At 52.3% G+C, this 15,511-nt stretch carries 8 protein-coding genes; all 8 read right to left on the reverse strand.

All coding sequences use genetic code 11. The features are described from left to right. Nucleotides 1–36 precede the first annotated feature (36 nt). Complete coding sequence (locus ACYVH9_RS10230) at nucleotides 37–1,287, reverse strand: hypothetical protein (RefSeq protein WP_460636466.1); 1,251 nt, start codon at nucleotides 1,285–1,287, stop codon at nucleotides 37–39. Nucleotides 1,288–1,360: 73 nt separating this feature from the next. After that, nucleotides 1,361–3,001: a SusD/RagB family nutrient-binding outer membrane lipoprotein gene (locus tag ACYVH9_RS10235; protein WP_460636213.1), complete on the reverse strand. Its 1,641-nt coding sequence runs from the start codon at nucleotides 2,999–3,001 to the stop codon at nucleotides 1,361–1,363. Nucleotides 3,002–3,019: 18 nt separating this feature from the next. Continuing rightward, nucleotides 3,020–6,436, reverse strand: a complete 3,417-nt coding sequence (locus ACYVH9_RS10240) for a SusC/RagA family TonB-linked outer membrane protein (RefSeq protein ID WP_460636214.1) — start codon at nucleotides 6,434–6,436, stop codon at nucleotides 3,020–3,022. 146 nt (nucleotides 6,437–6,582) lie between these two features. Beyond that, nucleotides 6,583–8,277 carry a SusD/RagB family nutrient-binding outer membrane lipoprotein gene (locus tag ACYVH9_RS10245; RefSeq protein WP_460636215.1) on the reverse strand — a complete coding sequence of 565 codons (1,695 nt, stop codon included), beginning with the start codon at nucleotides 8,275–8,277 and terminating at the stop codon, nucleotides 6,583–6,585. Nucleotides 8,278–8,304: 27 nt separating this feature from the next. Then, nucleotides 8,305–11,901: a SusC/RagA family TonB-linked outer membrane protein gene (locus ACYVH9_RS10250; protein ID WP_460636216.1), complete on the reverse strand. Its 3,597-nt coding sequence runs from the start codon at nucleotides 11,899–11,901 to the stop codon at nucleotides 8,305–8,307. Nucleotides 11,902–12,030: 129 nt separating this feature from the next. Further along, a complete protein-coding gene (locus ACYVH9_RS10255) occupies nucleotides 12,031–13,071 on the reverse strand; it encodes a FecR family protein (protein ID WP_460636217.1) in 1,041 nt (346 codons plus the stop codon). Nucleotides 13,072–13,240: 169 nt separating this feature from the next. Continuing rightward, complete coding sequence (locus ACYVH9_RS10260; protein WP_460636218.1) at nucleotides 13,241–13,780, reverse strand: RNA polymerase sigma factor; 540 nt, start codon at nucleotides 13,778–13,780, stop codon at nucleotides 13,241–13,243. A 178-nt stretch (nucleotides 13,781–13,958) separates the two neighbouring features. Further along, nucleotides 13,959–15,353: a purple acid phosphatase family protein gene (locus tag ACYVH9_RS10265; protein ID WP_460636219.1), complete on the reverse strand. Its 1,395-nt coding sequence runs from the start codon at nucleotides 15,351–15,353 to the stop codon at nucleotides 13,959–13,961. Nucleotides 15,354–15,511 lie beyond the last annotated feature (158 nt).

The raw sequence follows: 15,511 nt of genomic DNA on the forward strand, positions 1-15,511 counted from the left end.
TTGGTGTTTAATGGTGTATCGCCAGGCCTGGTTTCTTTAGGGCTCGGCTTTGGGACTTTCGGATACGAGCTTTAGGGCCTGATCCATGTAAATTTCGCCGGTCATCTCGCCCAGGCTGGTCTGGCTGATGTAGTCATAGCGTTTGAAACTTTTGAAATCTACTTTGGTCAGCATGTAACCAAAGGCGTCGTTGGTCAGGCCGAACAGGAACGGTAATTTGGTGTTCATGTGGCGTTTGACGTAATACCCGATGTTGGGCAGGGCTTCGCCCGGAATGGTCAGAATCTGGGCCGGACCGATGTTCAGCAGGTTCACCTGGGTCGTGATGCGGTTAGCGCTGGAAAGCTCGTAACCTAACGGCGATTTTCGGATGATGGACTTCATCATCTCCGACTCAATCGGAAATTCGACGGGTCGGGCCACGCAGTACAGCGAAGGGTTGTCCAATACCGGGGCCGAACCAATGATGCGCAGGGCTTCTTCACCCAGCAATTCTCCAATTCGGATGCACTCTTCCCAGGTGTTGGCTTCCTTGCCGCCTTCGCGCCGAACATCTGCCGTGACCATACCGCCCTGGGCACCGTTCATGAAAAGGGCCATACCACCGGTTTTTGACTCAATTTTGTCGTACAACGGGCCGCATAAATCCGGGCTCAGAATCCCGCGGTTGGAACCGATCACTTCCGGGTGAATGGCGTAATTGACCAGCGTTGCGATGGGTTTGCCCGAAACCGTCAGTGCCTGAATCACCCCGCAACGCGGGTCGTACAAGTCATCGGCGTAGTAGTTGAAGGCAATTTTGCCTTTGGCTTCTCCAACCGCGATTTTCAGCCGGGCCGGTTGCAGGGTGGTCACCGCTTCTTCCACCGCTTCGGCAATTTGCTTGACGCATTTTTCCAGGTACGGCAAGTCGGCCAGGGTTTTTCCCGACGGATCCGGAAAACCGTAGGCATCAGGGCCACTGTGGGTGTGCGTGGCACCGATCAGAATGTTTTCGGGTGGAATGCTCTTGATCAAAGCGCGGGATTGGTTGCCCAAAACCGCGGGCCAGCCGAGGTTATCGACACTAACAATGGCCAGGCGGGTGGCACCTTTTTCCAGCACGAACGCCCGAACGAACAGATCGCCCTTTTTCTCCGTCGCTTTTTTGGGGGTGCTGATGCCACCGGAAACGGGTAGCAGCGGGTTGGGCGTAATGACCCGAACAGCCGCGCCCGCCCGAAGCTGCTGTGCCTGGAGCGAAACCGTGCAAAGGACGAAAAGGAGTAGAAAAAAAGGTCTTTTCATGAGCGATTCTTTCCGAAAATCGGATGGCAACGGCGCCGGGCGACCGGCGCCAATCAGTATGCTACTCAAAAAACTACCACGGTTTGCCCGTGCCCTGCAACGCCCACGGTTTTGACCAAGGGCTATTTTTTCCGTCAGCTTCCGAATAAGTTGTCAACTCCAGCCGGTTGAGGGCGGCATCGGCGTTGGCTTTGTTGAGGTTCCGTTCGTCAAGCATGTAGAAAAACCGTACTGGCAGCACCTTGCGTTTGGCATTTGGACCGGCTTTCAGGTCGGGGAAACCGGTCCGGCGGTAATCAAACCAGGCTTCGGTAGCCGCTGTCCAGCTGGCAATCCATTTTTGCTCGATGATCTGTTTCAGTGTACCGTTGTAAGCCACGTCTTTTTGGGCCAGGTAGGCCGCTGAGGCACTGCTGACACCCCAGGTTTCCAGGGAGGTTTTGATACCGGCTTCATAGCGGGCTTTGGCATCACCGGCGGCCCAGCCTTTCAGCGCGGCTTCGGCCAGAATGAAGTTTACTTCCGAGGCCGATAGCAAGCGGGCTTTCAACAAGGGGCCTTTGGCCTGACGATAGATGTCGTTCAGCCACGAAACGTGCGGATTTTTGGCACCCTGCTCACCCGTATTACTCAGGTTGTAGGTTGATCCGCCGACAATGGCAGTGGGCAAACCCACGTAGTTCGGATTGGTGTTGACTTCTTTTCCGGCAACCATATCGGGCGAAAGGTAGCGTTTGCCATCGACGATTTTATCGGTTTTCGCCGGGAGGGTTGGGTCAACCACGAGCGGAATCTGCACTTTGGCGGCCCAGACGGCAAGCCGGGGGTCGTTGATGGCCAGCAGCGCCCGAACGAAGGTGTCGGCCATTTTGATCCGACGGTAGTTGCTCTCACTGGCGTCGTAGGTGGTATTGGCGGGCCATGCATCGTCGTTGCTGTTGCCCGCAAACGGCATCGCGGCATCATCGGCCGATGCCGTAATGATTGGATATTGGGCTGCATTGGCCACGATTTTTTCAATACCCGCTTTGGCTACTTCCGGTTTTTTGGCCGAAAGGCGCATGTAATACCGCAGGGCCAGCGAATTGGCCAGTTTACGCCATTTGGTGGGGTCGCCTTTGTAATACACGTCGGCGGCTTCTGCACTGCTGTTGTAAGCGGCTTTGGTTTTAGAAAGCAAGGTATTGGCTTTCTCCAGATCGGCCAGAATACCCGTGTAGATGGCTTCCTGTGAATCAAAAACCGGAAACGTACTTTCTGAACCACCGGCCTCCCCTTTGAGGGCCTGGCTGTAAGGAGCATCGCCCCAGAGGTCGGCAATGAGGCCAAACAGCATGGATTTCATGACCAGCGCAATGCCCTGATGCAATTCAAAGTTGAGGGCAACGGCACGGTCGTATACATACTGGTTGTTCCGCAGAATGTCATAATAACCGCTCCAGCTTTGGCTGCCGCCCCAGTCGTAGTCGTTGTGACCTCCACTCCAGCCATCTTTCTGGGTGTGTTGCATGACCCCGGCAATGTCCTGATAACCCAGGTTGACAAAAGCTTTCCCGGATTCGGTCAGAACTGTTGATAAAACTAGGTTGGGGTGAGCCGTTGCGGGATTGACGCCGTTGGGGTTGACGTTCAGCTCGGTCAGATCCTTACAGGAAAAAATCGTCAGGGAGAACAGAGCAACGAGCGCGATGAATTTTTTATTGATCAATTTCATGGTGAATAAGAAGATCGGTTAAAAAGTTAAACCAAGCCGAAAGCCGATCGGCATCACCCAGGGCGTTACGTTGTAGCGCTCGATGCCCTGCTTAAACTGAATGCCGGAACCCTGCACCCCTGATTCGAGCTGGAACGCCATTTCGGGGTCGATTCCGATTTTAGCCGCCGTCCAGAGAATGATGTTGCGGCTGTAAACCGATACGTTGGCGTTTTGGAGCCGCAGGCGTTTTACCAGGTTTTGCGGTAGGTCATATCCGATAGAAACTTCCCGTAGTTTCAGGAACGAGGCATCGAATAGTACCGGGCGGGAGAATGCCCAGGATGTCGCACCGGCAAAGGGCAGGGTCAGTGTACCGGGGCCGCCCAGGTTTTCTTTGAAACCCGTTGGGTTGCCATTCTCATCATAGCTGGTGGCAATCACCCCCGGAATGAAGACACCGCCGTGGGGCAGGGTGTAGGGGCCGTATTTGAACGGATAACCGCCGTATTCGGGCGTCGGACCGCCCACAACCGGGAAGTTGTTGCCGTTGAGCCGAATCATTTCGTCCTGGTTTGCCACCAGGTAATTCCGGAGCGCGTCACCCGTCAAACCGTTCGGATTGATGAGTTTGTCGTAATACAGCTGGGAACGACCGTCTTCCTCGCCGTAGCGGTAGGTTTGCGACACGAAATCACCGCCGTTGCGCCAGTCAAACGTCATGTTCAGACTGAACCCCCGGTAGGTGAGGGAGGTCTGCATGCCCAGCAAAAACCGGGGGTTGAAGTTCCCGATTTTGTTTTTGGTATTGATGGCATCGATGGACTGCCATTTACCGGTTTGGTCCAGAATCGGATAGCCGTAGTACGGCGAATTTTTATCCTCAACGGTTACCACCTTGGCGTCATAAATGTCCCCGATTTCGTCGCCCACGTAAGTCCAGGCCCCGCCTTTGGCGTCGGTCCAGAGGGTGAAGTACGGCAGGTCGTCGGCGAGTTTTTCGATGGTTGTCCGGTTGCGGGTCAGGTTGGCATTCACATCCAGCCGCCAGCCATTTTTCTCAAGTGGCGTTCCCCCCAGTGTCAACTCGATGCCTTTGCTGACCAGCAGACCGGCGTTGATGTTTTTGGTTGTGTAACCCGATGAAGGAGGCAGTTTGGTGCTCAGAATCTGGTTGCGGTTTTCGGAGGTATAATACGTGGCACTGGCGCGCAGGCGGTTGCGGAATAGGTTGAAATCCAGGCCAAATTCCGACGAAGTGGCAATTTCTGGCTTCAGATCCGACAGCAGCAGCGTTCCCGGAACGTTCAGGCGCGGAATACCGTCCCAGGTTCCGGCGTTGGTGAGCGTACTCAGCAGTAAATACGGGTTGGCGTCGTTCCCCACCTGAGCCACCCCAGCCCGCAGCTTGAGCAGGCTGATGGTGTTGGAAACGGGGAGGATTTCGTTCAGCAGCACGCTCAATGACGCAGACGGGTAGAAATAGGAGCGGTTGTTGACCGGCAGGGTACTCGACCAGTCGTTGCGGGCCGTCAGATCCAGGTACACCATATCCTTGAAACTCAGGTTGGCCAACCCGTAGAGGCTGTAGATGCCCCGCTGGAATTTCGTACTGTTGTAATCGAGGTTGGCGGGGGCAATGTTCTGGATGGTATAGACGCCGGGCACAATCAGGCCGGTACCGTTGCGGGTGGCGTTGGTGATGTTTGACCCCGTCTGGTAGCGGTAGTTCCCTCCCGCTGAAACCGATAGCCCAAAACTACCAACGTCCTTCTTATACGTTGCCAGAAAATCGGCGTTGCTTTCGTACGAATTGATGTTGATCAAACCGTAGGCTCCGCGCGGGTCGTTCGTGTAGCTGTTGGCAATTTTGGTTTCGCGCTGCTCCTGATACGTATCGAGCGAATACCGTCCCATAAAACTAAAGTCTTTCGTAATCTGCCAGTCGGCCTTCAGGTTGCCAAAAATTCGGTCCCGCGTAAAACCGTTGTTGACTTCGTAGGCCAGAAAATACGGATTGTTGAAAACGCCGTTGTACTGAGAGCGTTGCTGCAGGCCTTCCTGTCCGGGCATCCAGTACTCCTTCATATCCAGAATATTAATATGGGGAGAAGTGTTGTAGGCCGCCTGGAGCGGATTGGCGCCCCGGTTACCAGCCGGGCGGTTGTTGGAGTTGTTGCGGCTGACATCGATGTTGGTACTCAACCGCAGCTTTTCGTTTAGCTTCAGGGACGAGCTGATGTTCAGGGTGTTTTTGAACAGATCCGAGTTTGGAATAATGCCCCGGTTCTGCATGTTAGAGTACGAAATCCGGTACGTAATCTGATCGGTGCTGTTGGCGATGGAAATGCCGTTGGTGGTGGTAATACCGGTCTGAACGAAATTTTTGACGTTGTTTTTGTGCGAAACCAGCGGCATCGGAATGGGTTTTCCGTTGGCATCCAGCGGGCTGTTCCACTGGACTTCCTGATACCCTTTGTCCAGGGCGGCTCCGTAGGTGGCACCAATTTCTTCCTGGATCAGTTTCCCGAAAGGGTTTGTCAGTGGGTTGTTGCTGACCGAAGTCGGAATGGCCGAGAACTGGCCCGAGCCAAAACCGGTCTGCCATTTCAGAAATTTATACGGTTGGTCGAAGACGGTATTGGAGGTAATATTGACCGTCATTTTTTTGACTTTTGAGCCATTCTTGGTCGTGATCAGCACGACGCCATTTCCGGCTCGGGTTCCGTACAGAGCCGCTGCGCTGGGGCCTTTCAAGATGGAAATGTTTTCAATATCGTCGGGGTTTAAGCCCGAGATGGCGTTGCCGTAATCGACGCGGTTGTCATTCCCGACCTGGCTGACGTTGTTGAGCGTGTTGGCAATCGGGACGCCATCGACTACGAACAGGGGTTGATTGTCGTTGCTGAGCGATTTGGCCCCCCGGATAACCATGCTGACGGACGAGCCGGTACCGCCGGTGGCGTTGATGGTGACCCCGGCCACCTTGCCCGCCATGCTGTTGAGCACGTTTTCCTGCACGACGCGGGTGAGTTCTTTGCCTTCAATTTTTCCGACCGAATAGCCCAGGGAACGTTCTTCCCGTTTGATGCCGAGTGCCGTAACCACGGCTTCCTGCAGGGTTTCGGCGCCTTCCGATAGGGTTACATCCAGGACGGTGCGGTTTCCAACGGTCATTTCCTGGGTTTGGTACCCAATGTAGGAATACACCAGGACGGGATTCTGACCGCTTACCTCCAGGCTATACCGCCCATTGTTGTCGGTGGTGGTACCGGTTTGAGTGCCCCTGATCACAACATTGACGCCCGGAATCGGCGAGTTGTCGGTTCCTAACCTGACGGTGCCGGTCACGCGTCGGCCTGTCTGGGCCGATGCCGGTGCCAGGAACAGCCCCAGCAACCATGTGGTGACAAACAAACACCGGAGCATTTGCGAAAAAATAAAGGTTTTGTTCATAGTTTTTGTAAAGAGGTAATTAGTAAAAGGAATTTGTGAGCGGGAAGGTAATATGTTGTTATATAGTGCTAAACTATGAAAAAAGTACGTAAAAAAGGGTGGAATATACTCCACCCTTTTCGTTAACGGTTACTATACGGCCTATTTTACCAAGGCTTGCCAGTTCCCTGAATAATCCAGGGTTTCGCCCATTGGCTGTTTCGGCCCCGAATTTTAGTATGGGTATTCTCTTCGAGTTTGCTGAGGGCGCTTACCGAGTTTTCATTGTTGTAGTTCGTTTCGTTATCACCGTAGATGAAACGAACGGGCAACACGCTTTCGGGCGAAGCGGGGCCTACTTTGAAGGCAGGCAGACCGGTCCGGCGGTAATCCATCCAGGCTTCAATGGCTGACGTCCAGCTGGCTATCCATTTCTGTTCCAGAATCTGGGCCTGGGTGTTGTTAAATTTCACGCCATCTTTCTGAACAAACGTAGCATACGAGCTGCTGGCCCCCCAGGTGTCGAGCGAATTCTTGATCCCGGCATTGTAGTGGGTTTCAGCCGATCCGGCAGCCCAGCCTTTTTGGGCCGCTTCCGCCAGAATGAACGACACTTCGGCCGCAGAAATCAGACGGGCTTTCAGCAAGCCACCGCGGGTTCCACGGTATACCTCGGCCAATTGCGAAACGTGCTGGTTTTGTACCACCTGACCCGGCGTTGGGTTGTAGTTGTACGAGCTCGGATCAATCAACCCGGCCGGAACGCCCACATACTCGCGGGTATCGACGGCTACGGTGAAGGTATTCGGGTTAAAGTGACGCGTGAACTTGTTCCCAGCTTTCGTTTCCGTTAAAAATTGGGCATCCGTCAAGGAAACCGTTCCGGTTTGAATCACGCCGTTTTTCCGAATGAACTGATCCACGGGCGTGGCCAGCGTCGGATCGGCTACCCAGCGCACGTATACGGGGGCAAACCATACTTTCAGCCGGGGGTCTTCGGTGGCCAGCAGTTTGTCCATAAACAGTTTGCCAGGCTTGCGACGACGGTATTCCGACGGGTCGGTATTGAATTCGGCCGCACCCGGCCAGGAATTATTCGACACTCCACCAGCATAGTCCATAACGGCATCTTCACTCGCAGCTTTGATGTAAACACCCGATGAGTAGATGCTTTCAATCCCTGCTTTGGCGACATCCGGTAGTTTGCTTGAAATTCGCATGTAGTACCGCAGCAGGAGCGAGTTGGCAAATTTCTGCCATTTCGCCGGATCTCCGTTGTAATACACGTCATAGCCCGTCCGGTAACCAGTCACATCGCCGGTTGCAAACAGCGCCGAAGCGGCTTTCAGGTCCTCGATGATGCCTTTGTAAATCACTTCCTGGCTGTCGTATTTGGGCCGGATCATCGCATCGGAGACGTCACCTTTCAGGGCTTCCGTGTACGGCGCATCCCCCCAGAGGTCGGTGATGTTACCAAACAGAAAGGCTCTCATGGTGAGCGCAACGCCCTGATGGAATTTGTAGTTGAGCGCCACCGCACGCTTATAGAGAAAGTCGTTGTTTCTCAAGTTGTTGTAATAGTCGCTCCAGTCGGTAGGGCTCCAGTCGTAGCTGTTGTGGCCCGAGAACCAGCCGTCTTTCTGTGTATGCTGTACAATACCGGCGGCATCTCCGTATCCCCAGTCCAGGTATCTTTTGGCCGTTTCGGTCATGACCGTCGGCATGAGCATATTCGGATTGGCCGAGGAGGGATCAACCACGTTGGGGTTTTCGTTCAGCTCCGTGAGCTTGTCCTCGCAGGAAGAGAACGTCAGCAGCGCCATTACGAAAAGAGCTTTGGAAAATAAGGTTATTCGTTTCATGATCTTTCGTTTCTAGTAGCTTAACGATTACAGGCTGAAACCTAGTTTAAAGCCGACTGGAATCGTCCAGGGCATTACGTTTTGCAACTCAATTCCCTGCCGGAACCGGCCACCATCGGCCTGGAAGGCTCTTTCAGGATCGATACCGATTTTCGCGGCCGTCCACAAAATAATGTTACGTGTGTAGACGGAGATGTTGGCGTTGCGCAGACCAAACAGTTTGGGAACGCTGTAGCCCAGCGAAAGCTCCCGCAGTTTAACAAACGAGGCATCGAAAGTAATCTGCTGGTTGTAGCTCCACGGGTAGGTATCGGTAATTGGATAAACCTTCGTACCGGGGCCGCCCAGGTGTTCGGTGTACGAACCATCGGCATTCTGGATCACACCCGGAATAAAACCGCCGTCGTATTCCAGGACACCGTCGCCGTTGGAGTCGAAGCCCATACCACCCGTTTCCTGCGTGTGACCACCGACGCGGGGGAAGTTGCCGTTTGTCGGAATGATGTATTTTTCCGGATCTGATTTGAGCAGAGCCGCCAGGTCAGCTGCTGAGTAGAGTCCACCCGGAATCAGGTTATCCAATTGGCGTTGTGACCGCCAGTCCGACTCGCCGTAGCGGTACGTATAGGACTGGAAGTTACCACCACTCCGCCAGTCGAAGCTGGCGTTCAGCGTAAAGCGTTTGTACGACAGCGACGCCTGCATACCCATCATAAACCGGGGGTTGAAGTTCCCCACTTTTACCCGGGCGTTGCGGTCGTTGACGGCGATCCACTCTCCGTTCTGGCTCAGGATGGGCCAGCGATAGTACGGCGAGTTCGGGTCTTTCACCGTGGCATAGCCCCGGCTGTAGAGGTTCCCGATTTCTTCACCCACAAAAGAGAACGCACCCCCGTTGTTGTCGTCCCATAGTTGGTAGAAGTCAATACCCGGGGCCAGTTCTTTGATGGTTGTCCGGTTGCGGGTAAAGTTCGCGTTCAGGTCGAGGGTCCAGCCGTTGTCGTTTTTGATCGGCGTACCACCGATGGCGATTTCCCAGCCTTTGCTCACCAGCGCACCGGCGTTGATCAGCTTGCTGCCGAAGCCCGACGAAGTCGGCGTGGTTACGCTCAGGATCTGGTTCCGGTTTTCGGCGTTGTAGTACGTTCCGTCAAACCGTACACGGTTGTTGAACAGGTTCAGTTCTACCCCAAATTCGGTTGAGGTCTGAATTTCTGGTTTCAGTTGCGGGTTCAGCAGGGTTCCCGGTACGTTAGTGGTAATCAGGCTACCCCACATGCCCGTTCCCAGAGCCGGAACCAGCCGGTACGGATCGGTGTCGTTACCCACCTGGGCCCAGTTGGCGCGCAGCTTCAGCAAGGAGATTTCCTGCGGCAGGTTGAAGGTATAGTTGGCCAGCCAGCTCAGGGAAGCGGACGGGTAGAAGTACGAACGGTTGGCCGCCGGTAGCGTACTTGACCAGTCGTTACGCGCGGTTAAGTCCAGGTAAATCTGGTCTTTATAGCCTAAATTGGCGGTTCCCATTAAGCTGTAAATGGCTTTCTGGTAGGTGCCGTTGGTGAACGAAAGAGCGGTATTCGGTACGTTCGAAATCCGGTACAATCCCGGAATCGTCAATTGGGAGCCGCCCATGTAAGAGTCGCGGTAGTTTTGCGACATCACGTTACCACCTCCGGAAACACTCCAGTCAAAATCGTTGATTTTCTTGCGGTAGGTGACCATGGCGTCGACGTTGGTTTCTGTGCGGGCCATGTCCTGCAGGTAGTAACCACCATTCCGAACGCGGGAGTAGCTCCAGGGAATTTTGGTTTCGCGGTTTTCAACAAAGTTGTCGAGCGCACCCCGGACGTAAGCCGTCAGCTCGGGGGTAATAGTCCAGTCCAGCTTGATATTACCGAAGATGCGGTCGCGGTTAAAACCGTTGTTGATGCCGTAGGCCAGGAAGTACGGGTTGTCGCCATTGGTTGACGGTGCCCGTTGCTGAATGCCTTCGCTTCCCGGAATCCAGTAGTCTTTCAACTGACGTACATCCACGTGCGGATACAGGTAAACGGCTTCCAGCGGGTTAGCACCCCGGTTGTTGGTCGACGGGCGGTTGTTCGAGTTCGAGCGAACGAAGTTCAGGTTCGTATTCAGCTTGAAGTTTTTGTTGATATCGAACGTCACCGCCGAGGCCAGGGAGTTCCGGTACAGATCGGAGTTGGGAATAAGGCCCTTATTCGTCATGTTGTTGAACGAAATCCGGAAGGTTGTTTTGTCGCCCGAACCCGACAGCGCAATGTTATTGGTCGACGTAATCCCGGTTTCCAGGAAGTTCTTCATGTTGTCTTTATACGACACCAGGGGGGTAGCAATTTTGTTGCCATCCGGCCCCACCGGGCTGTTCCACTGAACGGCGGTATTACCCACATCCAGGGCTGGGCCACCCCAGTACGCCGAGCTTTCGTCGAGCCGGTTGTTGCGGTCGCCATTGCCGTATTTGTAATGGAAATCCAGGTATTTAAAGGGTCGTTCGAACACGTTGCTGGTCGAGAACGTAATACCCAGGCCTTTGCCTTTGGCGCCTTTTTTGGTGGTCACCAGAATAACCCCGTTCCCGGCCCGCGAACCGTACAGAGCCGCTGCGCTGGGACCTTTCAGGACCGAGATGCTCTCAATGTCTTCCGGGTTCAAATCAGAAATGGCGTTTCCGTAGTCAACGTTGTTCCGATCCCCCATCGAACGAATATTGTTCAACCCGTTGGCAACCGGTACCCCGTCGATAACGAACAGCGGCTGGTTGTCGCCCGTCAGGGATTTTGCACCCCGAATCACCACACTGATGGAAGAACCGACTCCACTGGTCTGGTTAATGGCCACACCCGGAACACGGGCGGCCAGGGAGTTCATGGCGTTTTCCTGCGTTACGTGCGTCAGCGCGTCGCCTTTCACGTCAGACACCGCATACCCCAAGGAGCGTTTTTCCCGTTTGATCCCCAACGCAGTTACTACCGCTTCCTGCAGGGTTTCGGCACCTTCGGTCAAGGTTATATCAACGGTGCTGCGGCTACCGATCGAAAGTTCCTGGGTTTCAAAGCCGATGTACGAAAAAACCAGGACCGGGTTCTGCCCCGTTACGTCAATGGAATACCGGCCATCTCCGTCGGTGTTGGCCCCGGTCTGGGTTCCTTTCAGAACCACGTTTACGCCGGGCAGAGCCGCTCCATCTGTTTTGGAAGTGACACGTCCACTGACTTTACGACCCTGTTTTGCGTCGATTGGTTCGGTGGACTGAACGCCCTTTTTTCGGATAACGATGTTTCGGTTTACGGCTTTGAATTCCAGCGCCGATTGCTGGGAGATGCTACTCAGGACAGTTTGTAGAGTTGTTCCATTTTCGATACGAACGCGTTTGTCAAGATCGGTTTTCAAGTTGTCTTCATACAGGAAAACGTAACCGGTGATTTTAGTGATCTTGCTGATGATGGTACTGATTTTCCCTTCTTCACGGGTAAAGTTTAATCTAACATTCTCCAGATCGATTTCTGGTCGGTTGGCCCAGGCTGTGGAGCAACAAATCCCCGCAAGCAGTGCTACTGCGAAGAGGTGCCTCAGCATTCGGTGAAACATAAAATTCGATTTCATATTGGATTTTAGTAAGTAGTTGTACTAGCAGAAAGGTGGTGAACTTTTAACGGTCTCGTCTCTACTTTTCCGGTTCAAAATTACGAGGTGTTATGGGTCGTTTTCATACTTTTCCTTTTTAAGGTTTTGTTAATTTCTTAAAATCACGGTTCGGCCTTTTATTTCGTAGCGGGCATCAATTGCATACGTAATCGATTCCAGCATTGAAACCAGGCTTTCGTTTAGGTGTGTGCCCGTTAATGATGCCTGGTAAAGCGACGGTTCTTCAATAATAATATCAACATCATACCACTTTTCGAGGGTTTGCTTGACCCGGCGTAAGGGGGTGTTATTAAATTGTAAAGCACCGGTTATCCAGCTATTTTCCTGTTCGGCATTAACGCCGATTATTTGGAATTTTTCGTTGGTTTTATTGAAGATTAATTTTTGATCTTTCCGTACCAAAATAGGCGTGGATTGATCTGAACGGAAGCTGACGCTGACCAGGCCCGACCGGACGGTTATTTCTACTTCCTGCTCATCGTCGTAGTCTTTCACGTTGAAAGAAGTGCCCAGGACGTTGATTTTTACGGCATTGAGCGCAATAATAAAAGGCCTTGTTTCGTCTCTTTCGACATCAAAAAAAGCTTCCCCGTTCAGTGAAACAACCCGTCCATCTTGCCCAAAAATGGCTGGAAAGCTTATTTTGGTATCAGAATTTAGTTTGACAACACTTCCGTCGCTCAGTTGTAAATTTTTACGTTTTCCCCTTGGTACGATGGTTTCCTTCGTCGGCGTATGATGTGGAGTTACCGTTGGTCCGCTATGGACTACTCGGCTGTGGGAGGAAGGCTTAGGGGAGGAATAAAAATAGTAGGCAATACCCAATCCGAAAACGAGAACAATAAATGCGGCCAGCCTCCCGTAATGCGTGTTGAATAGATGAAAGTGCTTTTGCGTAGTAGTACCTTGTGCCGAAGCGGTCCCTTTGTCGTTATTTACTTCCCATTCCGATTTATAATTCTGACTATTCTGCTCAATTAAGTCATTGAAATATTGTTCAAGAACCGGCGAATACTCTTGCAGCGATTCGTCTTTATCCAGGCCCTCCAGCAATTCACCTAACTCTTTTTCAGACAGTGTATTGCTGATTAGTTTTTTTATTAAATATTCGGCGCGAGACCGTACCATTCTAGTATTAGTTTGGTAAGTTGTTTATAATACTCGCCCCCCAACTTAAAAGACTATTGGTTAGAGAAATATTTTTTCGGGAAAATTGCTATTCTTCAGACGTTCAAATCGCGGCTCAGGTGCTAACCAAACAGGAAGTCTTTACACTGTAATTGCGTGGCGTTGAAGCTTACAGCGCTGCCAAATCGACCTTTTCGCGCAGGAACTGTTTGGCTTTTACCAGTTGATTCTTGACGGTATTTTTGGAGATCATCAGCATCTCGGCAATTTCCTGATATGATTTCCCTTCTTCGATGTTCAGGAACAGGATTTGCTTTCGCTTTTCCGACAACAAACTAATGGCAGCGTACAGGAGCTGGAATTTTACTTCCCGTTCTTCCTGCTCTTCCTCGCGCGCAGCAACCATTTTTTCGAGGTAGACCTGCTTGAGATGGTTATTTTTCTCCATCTTTTTGAGATGGTCGAAAGCCATGTTTCTCAGGCAGGTAAACAAATAAGATGTGAAATTAAGCGTGGGATTGATCTGATTACGCCGGTCCCAGATTTTGATGAAAACTTCATGAATCATGTTCTCGGCTTCTTCTTCGTCTTTCAGAAGAGTAATGCAGAATTTAAGCGCCGGTGTCCGGTAGTACTTATATAACTCGGCAAAGGCGGCCTGGTCGCCCTGAATCACTTTGCGGAGAATACGTTCATCGAGACAATCCATTTTCGTGGGTGATTAGGAATCGTTAAAGTTACGGGTGTCTGGTACTCGTATTTCTTCTAGGTATGTATGGCGCAGTGTGGATCGGTTGATACGTTAAAAATAGGGCATATTGTCAAGAAGAACGTCGCAAAATGCGTAAATAAGTCCTCATTTTGCGTAATGTAATTATTGGGTGAAATTATTTACTTTTTCTGTTTTTGTATTCCTGGAAACGGCGGTTGTATTCATCCAGTTGCTCCGGCTTGAATCGTTTGAGGTATTCGGCGGGCAAATCCAGTCGTTCGGGCTTAAGCGCGGGTGAGCGATCAGTGAGCTGATTCTGGCCTTTGCTGTTTTTGGACAGTTCAAAGGAATCGTAGAGGTCGCCCGTAACCGTAAACGCCTGATAGGAAAGCCGACTACCGTCGATGGAAACAATCTGGTAGAGCTGGGTATTCGAGGCCGCCCGGTCCATCCAATCCTGCAAACCGATGTCGTACATTTTGGGACCACTGACCGAGACCACGTAAATGGGTCCATCGGGGTTTTTACGGTTTTTCCCCAGCGGCATGTTCAGCCCCCGTCCATACGTATGATCGTGGCCCTGCAAAACGAGGTCTACCTTGTATTTTTTATAAATGGGTTCCATTCTGACGCGCCATTCCTTGTTGTCGCGTCCGCCTTTGGTGGAATAAATGGGATGATGGTGGGTGACCACCGTCCAACGGTTCGGGTTCTGGCTGAGTAAATTTTCCAGCCAGCGGGCCTGGGCGTCCATTACCGTCGAATCGAGCAATGCACCCTGCGAATCCAGAGAAATGAATCGAGTTCCTTGGTAGTCAAGGTAGTAAGCGGTTTCCTTTAAGCGGTCCGGGCCGTTTTCGGGCAGCACAAAGGAAGGGCGCCAGTGTCGGGAAACCTTCCGGATATTGTCGTCATCCTTGAAATACTCGTGATTGCCGGGGGTAGCCAGTGTGGGCACCATTCCGTTTACCCAGCCCCCGGCTTCGAACCATTCGCCCCATTGCCAGTCGGCGTTTGAGGTGGTGATCAGATCGCCCGCGTGGATCATGAATGCGGCTTTGGGCATCGTTGAATACGCTCCGCGAATGGCCCGTGACCAAAGTGAACGGATGTCGTTCTGGGCATCACCGAAATAAATAAAGGAAAACGGCGTGGCATTCTCGTGGGCCGTGGTAAACTGAAACCATTCCGTCCAGTGGGTGCCATCGCCCACGCGGTAGTTGTATTTCGTGCCCGGTTTCAGGTTTTTGAAATGGACAGTATGGTACAATTTCGTGGCACCATCGAGGATAATCCGCTGCGTGGTGGCCTGAACGGTGGCGGCTTTTTTCTCCAGTTCGGGCGAAGGATCGGCTTCGAGGATTGCTCCGACGGCGTTGCTAACGGTAGAATCGGTGCGCCAGTTGACGGACTGAGACGTAGTGGGAGAATCCTGCCAACCCAGCGTAAGCCGGTCTGGATAAGCCGAAGGAAGGTAGTCTTTATGGGTTTGTGCCCGTGTCGTAAAACCCGGCTTCAACAACGTCAGTATGCAGGAAACCAGGGCAAGTTTCGTCAGGCGAAAATTCATATAAAATTTATTTGCTGCCACAGCAAATACTCGTAAAGTTTTAAAAAGGACTACCGGCATTCGAGGAATCTTTCCGATTTAACAAAACCGTAAAATTGCTCATCCCAATAGCCCGGAACCGTTCTCCCACAGTATAGTAAAGAAAGGCCCCTTACCGT

It is taken from the genome of Larkinella harenae (genome assembly GCF_054780515.1).